General features: G+C 38.2%; 14 protein-coding genes and 2 pseudogenes. All 16 read right to left on the bottom strand.

Translation table 11 applies throughout. The annotated features are described in order from the left end of the window. Window positions 1-8 precede the first annotated feature (8 nt). Window positions 9-482, bottom strand: coding sequence for a DUF6428 family protein (locus A9970_RS25695; protein WP_002978305.1), 474 nt, complete (start codon window positions 480-482; stop codon window positions 9-11). Window positions 483-548: 66 nt separating this feature from the next. Further along, complete coding sequence (locus A9970_RS25690) at window positions 549-878, bottom strand: helix-turn-helix transcriptional regulator (RefSeq protein ID WP_002978307.1); 330 nt, start codon at window positions 876-878, stop codon at window positions 549-551. Between the two features lie 111 nt (window positions 879-989). Next, a complete protein-coding gene (locus A9970_RS25685; protein WP_002978310.1) occupies window positions 990-2,525 on the bottom strand; it encodes a SulP family inorganic anion transporter in 1,536 nt (511 codons plus the stop codon). 476 nt (window positions 2,526-3,001) lie between these two features. Then, window positions 3,002-3,808: a PRTRC system ThiF family protein gene (locus tag A9970_RS25680; RefSeq protein WP_132778939.1), complete on the bottom strand. Its 807-nt coding sequence runs from the start codon at window positions 3,806-3,808 to the stop codon at window positions 3,002-3,004. Further along, window positions 3,808-4,530 carry a PRTRC system protein B gene (locus A9970_RS25675; protein ID WP_037438463.1) on the bottom strand — a complete coding sequence of 241 codons (723 nt, stop codon included), beginning with the start codon at window positions 4,528-4,530 and terminating at the stop codon, window positions 3,808-3,810. The genes A9970_RS25680 and A9970_RS25675 overlap by 1 nt, the downstream gene beginning before the upstream one ends. Beyond that, window positions 4,527-5,693 (bottom strand): hypothetical protein, encoded by a 1,167-nt coding sequence (locus A9970_RS25670; protein ID WP_037438462.1) that lies wholly within the window; start codon window positions 5,691-5,693, stop codon window positions 4,527-4,529. Before A9970_RS25670 ends, A9970_RS25675 begins: the two co-directional genes overlap by 4 nt. Before the next feature lie 15 nt (window positions 5,694-5,708). Then, a complete protein-coding gene (locus A9970_RS25665) occupies window positions 5,709-5,927 on the bottom strand; it encodes a PRTRC system protein C (RefSeq protein ID WP_037438461.1) in 219 nt (72 codons plus the stop codon). A gap of 27 nt (window positions 5,928-5,954) precedes the next feature. Next, window positions 5,955-6,557: a PRTRC system protein E gene (locus A9970_RS25660; RefSeq protein WP_037438460.1), complete on the bottom strand. Its 603-nt coding sequence runs from the start codon at window positions 6,555-6,557 to the stop codon at window positions 5,955-5,957. 12 nt (window positions 6,558-6,569) lie between these two features. Further along, window positions 6,570-6,752 carry a hypothetical protein gene (locus tag A9970_RS25655; RefSeq protein WP_037438459.1) on the bottom strand — a complete coding sequence of 61 codons (183 nt, stop codon included), beginning with the start codon at window positions 6,750-6,752 and terminating at the stop codon, window positions 6,570-6,572. An 18-nt stretch (window positions 6,753-6,770) separates the two neighbouring features. Beyond that, window positions 6,771-7,109 (bottom strand): annotated as a pseudogene (locus A9970_RS28970) (molybdenum ABC transporter ATP-binding protein). An 11-nt stretch (window positions 7,110-7,120) separates the two neighbouring features. Continuing rightward, window positions 7,121-7,603 carry a hypothetical protein gene (locus A9970_RS25645; RefSeq protein ID WP_037438458.1) on the bottom strand — a complete coding sequence of 161 codons (483 nt, stop codon included), beginning with the start codon at window positions 7,601-7,603 and terminating at the stop codon, window positions 7,121-7,123. A gap of 52 nt (window positions 7,604-7,655) precedes the next feature. Next, window positions 7,656-7,934, bottom strand: a complete 279-nt coding sequence (locus tag A9970_RS28800) for a hypothetical protein (RefSeq protein WP_259655476.1) — start codon at window positions 7,932-7,934, stop codon at window positions 7,656-7,658. Beyond that, window positions 7,921-9,729 carry a reverse transcriptase/maturase family protein gene (locus tag A9970_RS25635; protein ID WP_124535635.1) on the bottom strand — a complete coding sequence of 603 codons (1,809 nt, stop codon included), beginning with the start codon at window positions 9,727-9,729 and terminating at the stop codon, window positions 7,921-7,923. Before A9970_RS25635 ends, A9970_RS28800 begins: the two co-directional genes overlap by 14 nt. Before the next feature lie 565 nt (window positions 9,730-10,294). Continuing rightward, a pseudogene (locus tag A9970_RS25630) lies at window positions 10,295-11,218 on the bottom strand (DUF932 domain-containing protein); the annotation flags it as partial. 43 nt (window positions 11,219-11,261) lie between these two features. Then, complete coding sequence (locus A9970_RS25625; RefSeq protein WP_037438456.1) at window positions 11,262-11,639, bottom strand: single-stranded DNA-binding protein; 378 nt, start codon at window positions 11,637-11,639, stop codon at window positions 11,262-11,264. A 647-nt stretch (window positions 11,640-12,286) separates the two neighbouring features. Then, window positions 12,287-13,537 carry a site-specific integrase gene (locus A9970_RS25620; RefSeq protein WP_037438455.1) on the bottom strand — a complete coding sequence of 417 codons (1,251 nt, stop codon included), beginning with the start codon at window positions 13,535-13,537 and terminating at the stop codon, window positions 12,287-12,289. Window positions 13,538-13,920: the final 383 nt, after the last annotated feature.

Raw genomic sequence — 13,920 nt, 5'->3', positions numbered from 1 at the left:
ATTCAATTTTAACAACATCCGCCACCTGGAGTACAAGCATTAGCATTATTTACAGGCAGTTCTGCCAAATTTTTCTTTACTTTTTCGGAAGGAATACCGCAGGCATCTTGAGCCAAACAAGCTGTTGTTTTATTTTTCAGTACAAATGTATCTCCGTTGAAATCCAAATCATACTTACCAATCGTTTCGCTTTGGTATTCCACTTCAATTTCCGCATCTTCTATGCCCAATTTTTCTTCGGATAGCTTGATGATGTTTAATAGCTTAGCTGGCTTTAATTTGTGCTCGAAATCGTCTGCATTCCATAATTGGAAGTTTACAACTTTTTCCGAACGGATTACGCCACCACAGTCTATAAAGTTTTTAGTAATTTGTCCCACTTCGGTAACGTGGAAATGTTCTGGAACTAAGGTTCCGTTTTCTAATTGAAATCCAACATTTACTAATGTTGGCAGGATTTCTTTAATTTTTGATAGCTTCATATTTCTGATATTAACTCAATAAATGTTATATTGCAATGTTACGATGATTTGGTGTTAAAAAAAAGCTTAACAGCATTCTTTACTATTTACATTCTCGACAAAAAAGCTATTGAGTTCCTTCTTAATCTCATTCCAGACTGTTTCATTAATACAGTAACATACACTAGTTCCTTCTATATTTCCTTTAATGATACCAATATTTTTCAGCTCTTTCAAGTGTTGTGAAATTGTCGCTTGTGCCAATCCCAATTCTTCTACAAGATCATTACAGATGCAGGCATTTTGTTTAATGATATGTTGCAGTATAGCTATACGAGCAGGATGAGCCAGTGCCTTTAAAATACTAGCTAAATGGTTCTGCTGTTCTGTAAAAATTTCGGTTTTTGTGACACCCATCAGTTTTATAAAAATAAATATATCGCAATATTACGATAATAAATTTAAACAGCAATAATTTTTTTTAAAATTATTGCTGTAGTTGTAATATTAAACTTGGGTATTCCGATGCTATTTATTAGTCATTACTTTGTAGGTAGGATCTTCAATAATATTCACATCAATAACTGTTTCTGCATTTTTAAGTAATTGCCTGCAATCTTGGCTTAAATGACGTAAATGTAGTTTTTTACCTTCCTTGTGATACTTCTCCGTAATTTTATTTAAAGCTTCAATAGCAGACATATCAACTACTTTACTTTCCTTAAAATCAATTACAACTTCATTCGGGTCATTTAGTACGTCAAATTTTTCAATAAATGCGGCAGTAGAACCAAAGAAGAGCGGCCCAAAAATTTCGTAATGCTTTACACCATCTTCATCTACATATTTTCTTGCACGTATTCTTTTAGCACTCTCCCAGGCAAATACTAGAGCCGAAATGACTACACCAATCAAAACCGCTAAAGCTAAGTTGTGCAATACTATGGTTATAACTGCTACCAACATGCCAATAAAAATATCGTGTCGAGGCATTTTATTAATAATTCGAAAGCTGACCCACTCAAATGTACCTATAGCTACCATCATCATCACCCCGACTAATGCCGCCATTGGAATTTGCTCGATTACAGGACCAGCAACAAGAATGATCAATAAGATTGCTATGGCTGCAACTATTGAAGAAAGTCTGGCTCTTCCTCCAGCTCCTACATTAACTAAAGTCTGGGCAACCATTGCACATCCACCCATTCCTCCGAAGAAACCGTTGGTGATATTGGCTATACCTTGTGCGGCAGCCTCACGGTTAGATTGTCCTTTTGTGCCGGTTATTTCATCAACCATATTAAGCGTTAACAGACTTTCAATCAATCCAACCCCTGCCATTACCAAGGCATAAGGGAAAATAATTTTCAATGTTTCCAGAGTAAAAGGAATAGCAGGGATGTGAAATGAAGGTAAAGAGCCTCCTACAGAGGCGATATCAATAACTTTTTTAGTATCGATGCCGAAAAAATATACAATACCAAAGACAACTATTATTGCTACTAAAGATGCAGGAACCGCTTTTGTAAATTTTGGCAATATAAATACGATGGCTATAGTTAATAATGTCAATCCAGCCATTAGATAAAGCGCCGGCCCCTGCATCCAACCTTCTATCCCGTTTTCTACAACTTTAAATTGAGCTACCTGTGCCATGAAAATGATTACTGCAAGGCCGTTTAAAAAACCATACATTACTGGTTGTGGGATCAGGCGGACAAATTTACCCAGTTTAAAAATTCCTACTGAAAATTGCAGTACACCTGCTAATATAACCGCAGCAAAAAGATATTCCACACCGTGTGATGCTGCCAATGCGATAAGTACTACTACCGTTGCTCCGGCTCCCCCAGAAACCATTCCGGGTCTGCCTCCCAAAATTGCAGTAACAATACCCATTAAAAAAGCTGCATAAAGCCCTGTCAAAGGCGAAAGCCCTGCCAGAATAGCAAAGGATAAAGACTCAGGTATCATGGTCATAGCCACCGCAAGACCCGCAAGAATTTCGTTTTTGTAATTAATTTTCTGTTTGAAATCAAACAGATTAATAACTTTCTGCATAAAAAAGTATGTTTAAATATTAAAAATGTAAATAAAAAAGAGATGCACCAAAAGAAAAAACCTTTGGGTACGATAAAAAAGCCAATAAATTAAAATTGGGAAATATAACAGTTAGCCTAAGATCAAGGCGGAGTAACTTGGGATGATATTTGTACTGTTCTTTTCATTGAGTGGTGCAAAAGTACAATTTATAGTTATTGTACACAATTTAACACCAAAAAAACTAAAAAAAATTGTTTTACAACACAGAATCTTTTCTTTGGTCGCTGTGTGAAAAGAAAAGAAGTCATTACCAAAAACAAAAAATGGGATACTGAATATCCCACGCAAAAAACTCGCAACCTGTTTGGTAAAATGTAAGGAAATGGAATTGTGAGCCGGTGCATTTTTGCAAAGTGATTGCATCCGCTTTAAACCGCAAAAATGCGTTTCCGACCGTAGGGAGGAATTGCATTTTTGCCCGCCGATTTCGGCTTTTAGGCAACTTTTATCGGGTGGGTGCGGAAATCTTTCAGATTGTGAAAAAATCCTTTGTATTCAGTCATTCCCCTGCGAAACAAGTTCCATAACAAAGAACAACCCATTTGTGTAAGCGATGAATTGATAAACAAATCTTGGTGTTCCAACGCTTCAGCAAGTGAGCAACTTGGCGTGCTGTCCTCTTGTTCAGATTGCTTCAATAGTTCGCCAAATTCATCGGTAACAAATGGCAGGCTTGCCACCGTTTCGTACTTTTCAGAATTTGGTTGTTTTATCTCTCCGATGGTGGATAATATAACTTGCCCTGTGTGTTGGCTATTTCCAAAGTCAACCCAATATTTTGGCTCATCTTGATAGTGTCTGCGGTAGCTTATTTCTTTTAAAATTTCAGCAACGCCAAACCTTGCCTGTACGCCATCCACACAAGTAATGGTAATAACTGCCCTTGCTTCTTCGGGCAATCTGCCAAAATTATCTTTTTCAAATTTTACCGTTTCGGCTTTCCAATTTGTACCTGCCCAACGGTTGCATCGGTTGATTAAAGCAACGGATTTGTATAATCCTGTTTCACTTTCTGCAAAACGCTGTCTGCCCAAATTGGCACTTGTGATAACATCATCATCCCAAAGGCGGACTTGTAACCCTGCGTGTTCCAATGCTATCAAACTTTCGTTTATTTCCATTAAGGCGGTCAATACTTTTGAACCTGTGCCACCTGCTCCGATAAGGTTTACCGAAATCGGATTGGTTGGATTGAGCAGGTAATTATCTGTAAAATGTACTGCTGTTTTTGCTGTATTCATCACAATAGATTTTTAAGGGTTTTATTGTTCTTTTTCAATACCTCTTTACGAAAGGGTTTATCTGTGTTGATAAGGTCTTTCCAAAGGGTTACAATGTTTTTTCTTGTCACGTTTTCGCATAATGAATGACTGAAATAGGAATTGAAAAAATAATGTTCCCACGCCTGTATAAATTCCTCAACCGAAGCCGAATTTTTGACGTCAATACCCACAGTACCCATACATACATTGCCTTTTTCGTAGATATTGAAGAAAGGTGCATAATGCAAAGGCGTTTTCTCGGTGGGTCTTCTGTCGTTTGCCAAAGCAAATACAGAAAGGCTGTTTTTGCTTGCCAACCAAAGCATTGGCGGTACTTGTGCTTTTCCGTTGGGTATGCCCAAACTGTCCACAAAATAAAGTTGTCTTTGCTTTGCTTTCGTGTACCATAATACCGTGGCTTTTTCAGCACTCGGATTGATATGCAGAATATTAGTGGGCAATATCCCTTTTGGTTTTAAAAAAGCTTGGTTCTTTTCATCATCGGTCTGTAAGGACTTAGCCAATACATTGGCTTCTTTTACAGTTAATGGATGCGCATTGATAGGTATTCCATTGTTGTCCATATCAAAATGCTCCACGAACATATCGGTATCTTTTCCATTGGCTTCGTAGAAAACTAAAGCAGATTTTGGATGGTACAATGTGCCGAAGTCTTTGGTTATGTCGTTTAAGGTGTTCATTTTTCTATCGTTTTGTATTCATATAATAATCCACTCAAATCATTCAATAAACCAAATAAACGGTTCTCAAAATCAAGGTTTGCTGTTGGTATTTCACTTCCGTCAAATCGCTTGGAAATAGTAGGTTCTGCCATTGCTCCGTACTCGTTAAATTCATTGTTGATGGTATCTGAAAGACTTTCGTACAACCAGCCTTTAGTATCTGCAATAAATGAAATGTATTTTTCCATTCCGATTATTTCATTCTCGTCATCATCATTATAAGGGTCTTCTTCGGATATTGGTGCGTTTCGGAAAATGCTTGCATTCGGATATTCAGTAAAAAGGTCAAACGCATTACAAGCCACTTGCCAGCATCCGTTATCGAACGCATCAGCAATTTTAAATCGGTTCAAACGCTGTTCAAATACCTTTAGATTGATACGGTTAAATAGCTTTTTTTCTATTTTATCGCCAATGTATTCGGCATTTCTCAATTCACGTTTGTTGGTTTCGGTTTCTGCCGTTTCCTCGTCTTGTTCCACCCAATCTGTCATCATTTCGTACAACCAATATAGATAACTTTCTTCCTGCCTGTAATACGGAATTTGAGCGATATGATACAGATAACTACATACCGATAGTAAAAGCTGTGCGGTCTTTTTACGCTTTGGGTCTTTGAGCATTTTAAAGAGTGGCACAACGGGAATGTAATACAAGGTTGTTCCTGTGTTGTATCGTTCCTCGCCTATAAAATAGGTTTTCCTGCTATCCTTTACCAATCTGAAACCATCCCAATTGCTGTTGGTACGCTTTACTTTGTTTTCCATATCCCACATAGCCAATGTTATATTGTAGGGAAACTTAAAACTGTTGGTCTGCATTGGTTCAATCCTGTAATGCTTGGCAAGTTTGGAAAGGGACTTGTAAAAATCCCTCTCCGTTTTCTGACAAGCCTGTACGGATGATGCCGTTTTTAGTTTGGGCAGAAACGTACACTTTAGAATACCATTGGTAGCATTGCTATTGGTACGGATTTCTGCTTGTCTTTCTGCACTTGGTTTGCGTCCTTTGGTCTTTGCATCAAATTGGCGAACTCGCCCAACTGTCGGTGCAATTGCCGTTGTCGTTTCTGTTCGGGTATGCTGATAGTTCCCGATATGATGTTGCGTTGCATAATTCATCGCTTTAATATTTGGTTAACCTTTCGTACCCATTACACTCTCAAACTTGTACTCGACTGCATCGTCTTTTATTTGTGGTGCAGATACTTTTGCCGTTGTCAAAATCGGGTACATATTGGCGTAAAAATTCATTACGGCTTCCACGCTCCAACGTGGTTCGGGGTCGGTCAGTCTGATGTCCTGTCCTTTATCTTTGAGTATAAACACTCGCTCTAATTGGGTTGCTAATAACATAACTTTCTAATTTTGGGGTTAACACTTTTATTCTTCTTCGTCCGCTTCATCAATAGGATAATCGTCCGCAACTGCTTCCGCTTGTAGAAGTTTGGGTTTTGTTTCGTCAATTGCTCCGAAAAGGCTCGGCGTGGCAAACTTGTCTGATAATGAGGTTTTGCGTTTGCGTATCTCGTCTGCTTTTTCGGGAAACTCCGTTATATCGGGAACTTTTATCCACGCTTCACGGAATTTGCCCTCTTTCTCCAACTCGTCCGCCTTTGCCATTGCATCTTTAAACTTCTTGTCTTTGACTTCTTTTTCTTTTTTCTCTTTTTCGGTTTTTGCTTTCTCGATTGCCGATTGTGCTTTGGCTTCATCAAGTTGCTTTTGAAATTTCTCCATATCCACCATTAAGCTCGATACCTTTTGTATAGGTGTGGTTATCTGCTCAAAAAATCCCTCGTCAAACTCCTGGGGTGTGGCGTTAAAGGTCAATGGTGGAATTAGGTTTTTTGCACTATCTCCGCATTGTTCGTTATTGAGCAATACTGTTACAATTAGGTTGCTTTCTATTCCTTTTGAAATGTTCAGTTGTAATACTCCTGTAAAGTCTAACTGCTGTATCTGATTGAAAAAATTGGTGTTCATCGTTCTAAAATTTTAATTGTTAATACTTTTTTCTTTTTTAAGTTTCTCGTGCATATCTGCCCAATATTCCTGTCTTTCCTTGTCTGTTTCTGTTGGTGGGTCGTGCTGATATTCTTTATACCAACCTGTTTGTTGAATAGCTTTTATGAGGTCGGTAACTTCAATCCAATTCCCTTTTTTATCTATGATTTTCATCGTACTTGGCTTTAAGTGTTATTTGCTGATTTCCGCTATTTGGTCAATCCTACCATAAATGATACTTCTAAGACTTGTTTTGTCGGGAGCGTTGTATTCTGCCCAACTGCCGTACTGCTTTACGATATAGGATTTTAAAACATCCTAGAAACCAAAACGATAACCCATAAGCGGGACGGCTCTTTTGAAATAGGCGTTTCGGTTTACTGCTTCGGCAAGCCAATTTTTTTCGGCTCGGTTCAACTTGTCGCCTTTGTTCAGTTTTTCCCTTAATAGGTAAACCTTTGCATTTTGCAGGGTTGCCAATTCGGGTACATCTTGGCGTACAAACTTTGTAGCTATTGTTCTTGTTTCCATTGCCTTTGGTTTTAAGTTTCTTGAATTTTAATTTTCCGCTCCAACAAGTTTTCTAATATCTCGTAATCGCTTTCGTAATCATTACCCTCAAAATGGTAGGTTTCGTTTTCTTCATCAAATTCGTATTGCTCAAAATCCACGTCTTCCAAATAAACATCTGTGAGTAGCTTGTCATAAAATGTTGCCCTGCCATATACAAGATTGCCCATTTCTTCATAGTCGTGTGTGAAATTCACTTCGTAATGCTCCGCTATCTTTTGAATGATTTCCATATTTGGTGACCACTTTGTTTCATATTGAAATTGTCCTTCATCGCCTTCATTCCAATAGATATTGAAGAAATAACCACCATTATCTTTAGAAATAAATTCGGGTAATTGTCCTTCTTCGATTTTTTCTTCCTTTTCCTTCATTGATTGAAAAAGTTCCTGTATTGCTGTGATTGTTTCGGGTTTCCCCTCGAATACAACTGTATTACTGCACCAATTTGCCATAACTTTTGTTTTTAGTAGGCTACCACCGATTAAAGCGGTAGCCTGTTGTTATTTAATTAAGGTTTAGGGTTTCTGCACCATCTAAAGCAAAACCATTACACAATTCAAATGCTTTCTGTGATTTGAGTTGAGCAGTGCCACCCAATACAATGCTCTGCAACTTGGCTTCATCATTCTTGTAATTTCTTACGTTCTGATAGTAACGTGGGATAAGCACCTGACGCCTTATCATATTTCTATGACAGGTTTTCCTGAACTCTCCCCCGAACCGTACGTACATGTCTCCATGTATACGGCTCTCCACTAATATCCGCAGTCTATCCACCATCATGAATTTTTCTGTGGCAACCATGGCAAACCGCCATAGTTTTTCTTCTCCTTGCTATCATTACCAATTTCCACGGTTCCTTACCCGTGACATCTTTTAGCTTTCTGACGTGATGCATTTCAAGTTGCTCTGTGCTTCCGCACAATTCACATTTTTCTGCTTTTAATCTGTCAATAAGGCTTGTTACCGACCTTGTGTAATAAGTATCAGGAAGCATATCCATTGAAATATTCGCAATGGCTTCTCTGTTTTTCCTGAAACCATTATTATAGAAGACTACCTTTTTCATCTGCCCTTTTTTATTCTTGTAGAATACGGTGAAGTCCTTATTGTGCATGTACTTATCAAGTATCTTAGGGATAGTTGACTTGTATTTTGCTGCAAAGGTTTTGTACATACTGTATTCCATGATGTAGGCAAATGAATCAATCCTTTTACAGTTATCAGCTATTGAGTAGTAATTGTAAAACCCTCTGATTTCAGCGTTATGCCTGTTCAGTATTTCAAGGTCATCATTGTTGATGAGCTGTGGTCTTCGGACTGGTCTCCAATGCTCTTTGCCTTTATGAGTTACTATTTTCAGTGTTCTGTAGTGCAATAGTTTATTTCGCACTGTTTCTTCGGACACTTTTAACACAACTCTTTTGTTATAGGCTCTTTTAAGGAAACCATTTTTATCTCTCCTGCGTAGATTTGAACGCTGTACATAGATTTGAAAACCGAGAAAAGATGCGGGCTTTCCAGTATGGGTAATCAGTGTTTTTTCTTCGGAAAGAGTGAGCTTAAGTTTTTCATCAAGGAACAATTTGATATCCTCTTTGATATTTTTGCACTCTTCCTTGCTTCCAATTATCCCAATCAGGAAGTCGTCTGCATATCTTACGTATTTCAGTCTTCTGTATCCTGCGTCCATCTCGTCACATCGAGGGATTTGTAACCTGTCCATTTCTACCTTTCTGATTTGCTCCTTTAGGATTTTCTTTTGATATTCTTCTTTTTCCTGTTTCAGTTTTCCAAGCAAGTAAGATTTACGATGTTCATTACTTTTGGCTTCTTTTGTTATCCTACGTTTGACCCCTTTGTCGAATTTGGAGATATATTCCTTGACGTATTTATCAAGTTTATCCAAATAGATGTTCGCCAATATGGGACTGATTATACCTCCCTGTGGAGTTCCGCTGTAGGTTTTATGGTACATTCTGTCCTCCATATAGCCTGCATTCAGAAACTTCCGTATCAGTCGGATGAACCTGTCGTCTTTGATTCGTTCTTTGAGTATGTCAATAAGTACATTATGGCTGATATTATCGAAAAAGCCTTTAATATCTCCTTCAATAAACCATGCAGTACCACTGAATGTCTTTTTAATTTCAATTAATGCAGTATGGCAACTACGTTTGGGTCTGAAACCGTGAGAGCTGTTCTCAAACTGCTTCTCGAATATGGCTTCAAGTATCATACGTAGTGTTTCCTGTACCAATTTGTCATCAAAAGATGGAATGCCCAAAGGACGTTTCTGTCCATTTTTCTTGGCGATATACACCCTCTTTGAAGGGTTTGGCTGATAACTCTCATCTTTGAGTTTGTCTATTAACCCCTCAATTCTCGATAGGCTCATACTGTCAATGGTCTTGCCATCTGAACCTTCGGTCATGTTGCCTTCCTTCGCATAAATGCGTTGGTAAGCCTCGTAGAACAACTCCTTATTGAATAGGAGCCTGTAAAGCCTTTCGTACTTATAACCAGTATTCTTACTGTGCACTGATAGACTGTTTAATACTAATTCCGGATTTCTCATAATGTCTCTCACATTTTCCATTGTTTGTACTAAAAGATATTAGCTGTCTCCCTTCGCCATGTACAAGGCTTTCCCTTGCTCGGACTACTACGGAGACTCCGTTGCCATATCGGATATTCAAGGGTCTGCACCCCATAGCCACGCCAGTGGCATTCCGAATTAGGCAATCCCCGTTTAGATGTGTGATAACATAGCTTAAACAGATTGTCGGATATGACTTGTCCTTTTCTACTTACTGTAGTTGTGCCGTACCTTGTTCTTGCTCTCCTTCCTGACAGGACAGAAAAAGAGTGGTACAGTATGACGATTTCAGTTGTCTTACGCCATAGCTACGCCGATTGCCACTCAGACTATCATTCAATCAGATTCGATTTTATCCTCATATCTGTTTCTTTCATCTCCCCATTCAGTCGCAACCTGACAACTGGTTGACTTATGGTTTTACCGACATGCTATACTCCCCGTTTGGTTTCCCATTCGGATAAGTCGGTTGATCATAGGTTTCAAAGAACACTAACCTAATACCTTGCTAATGGTATATTTATCACACACCCAGTACGGGCGCACCTGTAACCGCATTATAAGCTCCGAACAATGTTCCTTTTGTCGTATCCATTTGTTGGGTGTCGCTTATCATTGCGTATGCAAAAGCATCTTCAACGGTGTTTTTGAACACGGTTGAAATTTCATCTTCCGCACCTTTTTTGATTAAATCAAAGGTTTCCTTATTCGGGCAAAGTGCCAATTGAATTAGCTTTTTAACCTCTCGGTCTGTTACCTTTACTTTTGCCCATTCATTGAAAATTCCCTCTAATTGGTTGCTCAATGTGTTGGCAAGTCCCATAATCTTGTGAGCGTTCTCGATACGTCCTTTTGCTCCCGAAGTGTGTTTGATACGGACAACATTGGTCATATTGCGTAATGAAGCGTTTAAGGTATTTTGGCAAACGATACGGATTGGTGTAAATGCGGCTGTGATACTTCCGCTACCATCATGCGAAGTGGTTAGGAAAATGTATTTTTCCGTAACATCATCGCCATTGCCTACACGGATATAGTCAGGCAGTTTGGCTGTGATAAAAATACGTTCTCCGTTGCCTAATGCTCCTGCGGTTTCGTACAGAATGCCCTCGCCACCACCTACAATAGCATCAAAGAAATTAAAGGCTTCACGGTTTTGTACGATATGGTAATCCTTGCCGACTACTCCCAATACCTTATTGTTATCGGTGCGAATGTTGGCGAAATAGTTAGGAACTTCTAATTCTCTACTGCCTATCTCTATACCGTTAGCCGTTTCGATAATGCCCGAACCTTTGGTAAAAAGTGGGGATTTTACGACTTCGTAATCTAACCCTGCGTGTTTGATAGCTTCCTCGCTTGTCGGGTATTGCTTCACGATTTGCCCCAAGTTGTGCCATGCTTTTTGTTGTACGCTAAAAAATGAATAACGTCCTGTTCTCTCGTTAAAATTGATATTATGTGCCATAATGTTAGAAATTTTGATGTTAAAAATGATTGAATGTTCTTGATTAAAATGGGAGGTCGTCTTCTGCCTTGCTATTGTTTGTGCTTGTGGTAGCTTGTGCCGTTTCCGATTTTTTGCCACCTCCGTGCAATTTGATTTGAGAGGTATGGAAATTCAGTCCTGCTCTTGGTTCTCCATCATTACCTGTCCACGCTCTTGTGCTTACTCGTCCCGATAGTTCTACCAAAGTACCTTTTGTGAGTAGCTTGGCTACATTCGGGGTTATCCAATAGGAGCAATCGAAATAGGTTGTTTGCTCTATGCGTTCGCCCTGTTTGTTACGGTAGCTGTCGTTGGTCGCTACTGAAAAGTTTACTACTTGTTTGTCCTGTGACGTTATGCGTACTTCCGCATCCCTTGTCAATCTTCCTGTGATGTTCATATTCTTTAATTTTTAGTTATTGATTTTGATTTTTTTTTGATTTATTCGGCAATGAGAGGAGGTGCTGTTTCGTTTCATTACCATTTCCAATGTTTTTAATCTTCATATCTGACATTTTTTTTTATTCGTTTAAAGAGCCGGAGTATGCTATGTTTCGTTTCACGAGCATAAAAGGTTCGTGTTTAGCATCACCAAGGTTTTGGAAAAAAATACTACCCAACGGGTGGAGATTATTTTCCAAACTTGCTTGACCTTTGTGATGCGTTAAGAACACGGAAATACCTTTGCTCTTGAAATGGGACAAAAAAGCATACGGGTCTTTGGATAAAATGAATGTGGAAGCCAAGAAGATGGCATTGAGAAATGGTTTTCAGTGAATTGAAATAACACTTCCAATTCGCTGAATTTTTAAAACACTTTTTTAAAGCGGTGGGTTATCAAAGCCACACTAGCAGAGGATTAGAAAATGTATTTGTGTGGGAGGCGTAGATGGCAACATTTTTTAATCTTCTGTTCCAGAAGTAGCCGAAAAGCTCTTTTACAGAAAGGGAATAGCAGAGCGAAGTAAATGTGCTTTGGCTATAAAATATGGGCATAAAAAAAGCAGAACCGTTAAGTTCTGCTAGTAATTATCAAATTGTGATTAACTATATAACCTGTAAAAACGCTTCTTCAATCTCCTTAAATTTAGGAGCTACTAAATCCATATCCTTACTAATCTTTTGGCTGGTAATTTTAGCATAAATCTGTGTAGTTGAAATGTTTTTATGTCCCATCATTTTGCTAAGGCTTTCAAGAGGTACGCCTTCGGTCAAAAACATCGTTCCAAATGTGTGTCTTGCGGTGTGAAAAGTTACTTTTTGTTCTGTAATAATTTCAGCTTTTTCAATTAATTTGCCAATGTGAGTATTGCAGGTTACATTAGTTGGAACTGGAAAGATAAACTCATTACGAGTGCTACCGAGGTATTTTTCTATAATACGTTTTGGGATTTCCATTAATCGAACATTAGAAGCAATATCTGATTTTTTTCTTCTGCTGATGATCCATTGATGGCCATCGAAGAAAGACTGAATATTGTTCCTTGTTAGTTTTTTAATATCCGCATAAGCAAGTCCGGTAAAACAACTGAAAATAAAAAGATCTTTCACAAGCTCATACCGTGGGTGGGGCGGTGCACACATCATCAGTTTTTCTACATCTTCTTTAAGAATATAACCCCTGTCGGTTTCTTCCATATTAATTTCATAATCTTGAAACGGATTATCACGTATCAAACCTTTTTTTATAGCCAATTCTACCAGACTTAGTACGGGCATCGTGTAAACCCAAACCGTATTATGTGTAGATTGTAAATCGTACCGAAGATAAAAATCGAATTCCCTAATAAAATCTCCAGTCAATTCCCGAAAGGCCATATCATCACGATGATAGCGTTCTTTGATAAAAGTGGTAAGATGATTATAAACCGTGATGTACTTGTTGTAGGTGCTTTGTGAACGTTCTTCCTTGTCAACTAATTTTTTAAAATCCTCATTTTTATCGTTAAAGACTTTTAGAATTGCATCATCCATTACACCAACACCCAAGAATGAGAGCTTTACTTTTTGGGAAGTAGCAAAGCCCTCGTGTTTCAGCATATCTTCATAAATTTTGTCGATACGCCCACGTATGTTATCCAACTTTTTATTAATATTTAAAGCTGTTGCGCTTTTGCCCTCAACTCTTCCATATTTTAGATCCCAATTGCTAGGGTCAATTTCTAACTTTGTCCCAAAAGTTTTAGGTGTTCCGTCAATGGTAATACGTGCCATAATTGGAGCATTACCATTTTTTTTCAGTTCGTTCTTTTTCAAGTAGAAAAGCAGTTTGAACGTTGATTTTTTTGTCTGCGTCATAACTCAAATGTTTAATGTTTAAAATTAATTTACATTGAGTTACAAGGAAATATAAAAATAAGTGCAAAACACTGAAATATAACCGTTTAAGCTATTAAGGAACCTCTATTAATCGGTAACGAATTAGTAACTTAACTTTGTCATTTCAAGCCCAAAACCTATCTGACACCGAGTTCCAAATAAAGACTACTTCTTTATAAAACATTGTATAGCAACGGATTTAATCGTTTTGCTTAACTTTGCTTTTTACTAATCTTTTTATCATAAAGTACTGGGCGTACGCCTTGTCAAAAAAACAGTTAATTTCGACGACCCTGGGACCTACCACTTCTATTTCGGTAATGAACAGGGCGAACCGGGAACGATCCTTACGTTTTTCCCTT

The organism is Sphingobacterium sp. UME9, assembly GCF_014170215.1.
Classification (GTDB): domain Bacteria; phylum Bacteroidota; class Bacteroidia; order Sphingobacteriales; family Sphingobacteriaceae; genus Sphingobacterium; species Sphingobacterium paramultivorum.
This window is presented reverse-complemented; position numbering and strand designations above follow the sequence as displayed.

Bases quoted from the DNA above. Each gene is read 5' to 3' on its own strand.
- A9970_RS25695 (WP_002978305.1), bottom strand. From the start codon at position 482: ATGAAGCTATCAAAAATTAAAGAAATCCTGCCAACATTAGTAAATGTT.
- A9970_RS25690 (WP_002978307.1), bottom strand. From the start codon at position 878: ATGGGTGTCACAAAAACCGAAATTTTTACAGAACAGCAGAACCATTTA.
- A9970_RS25685 (WP_002978310.1), bottom strand. From the start codon at position 2,525: ATGCAGAAAGTTATTAATCTGTTTGATTTCAAACAGAAAATTAATTAC.
- A9970_RS25680 (WP_132778939.1), bottom strand. From the start codon at position 3,808: ATGAATACAGCAAAAACAGCAGTACATTTTACAGATAATTACCTGCTC.
- A9970_RS25675 (WP_037438463.1), bottom strand. From the start codon at position 4,530: ATGAACACCTTAAACGACATAACCAAAGACTTCGGCACATTGTACCAT.
- A9970_RS25670 (WP_037438462.1), bottom strand. From the start codon at position 5,693: ATGAATTATGCAACGCAACATCATATCGGGAACTATCAGCATACCCGA.
- A9970_RS25665 (WP_037438461.1), bottom strand. From the start codon at position 5,927: ATGTTATTAGCAACCCAATTAGAGCGAGTGTTTATACTCAAAGATAAA.
- A9970_RS25660 (WP_037438460.1), bottom strand. From the start codon at position 6,557: ATGAACACCAATTTTTTCAATCAGATACAGCAGTTAGACTTTACAGGA.
- A9970_RS25655 (WP_037438459.1), bottom strand. From the start codon at position 6,752: ATGAAAATCATAGATAAAAAAGGGAATTGGATTGAAGTTACCGACCTC.
- A9970_RS25645 (WP_037438458.1), bottom strand. From the start codon at position 7,603: ATGGCAAATTGGTGCAGTAATACAGTTGTATTCGAGGGGAAACCCGAA.
- A9970_RS28800 (WP_259655476.1), bottom strand. From the start codon at position 7,934: ATGATGGTGGATAGACTGCGGATATTAGTGGAGAGCCGTATACATGGA.
- A9970_RS25635 (WP_124535635.1), bottom strand. From the start codon at position 9,729: ATGAGAAATCCGGAATTAGTATTAAACAGTCTATCAGTGCACAGTAAG.
- A9970_RS25625 (WP_037438456.1), bottom strand. From the start codon at position 11,639: ATGAACATCACAGGAAGATTGACAAGGGATGCGGAAGTACGCATAACG.
- A9970_RS25620 (WP_037438455.1), bottom strand. From the start codon at position 13,537: ATGACGCAGACAAAAAAATCAACGTTCAAACTGCTTTTCTACTTGAAA.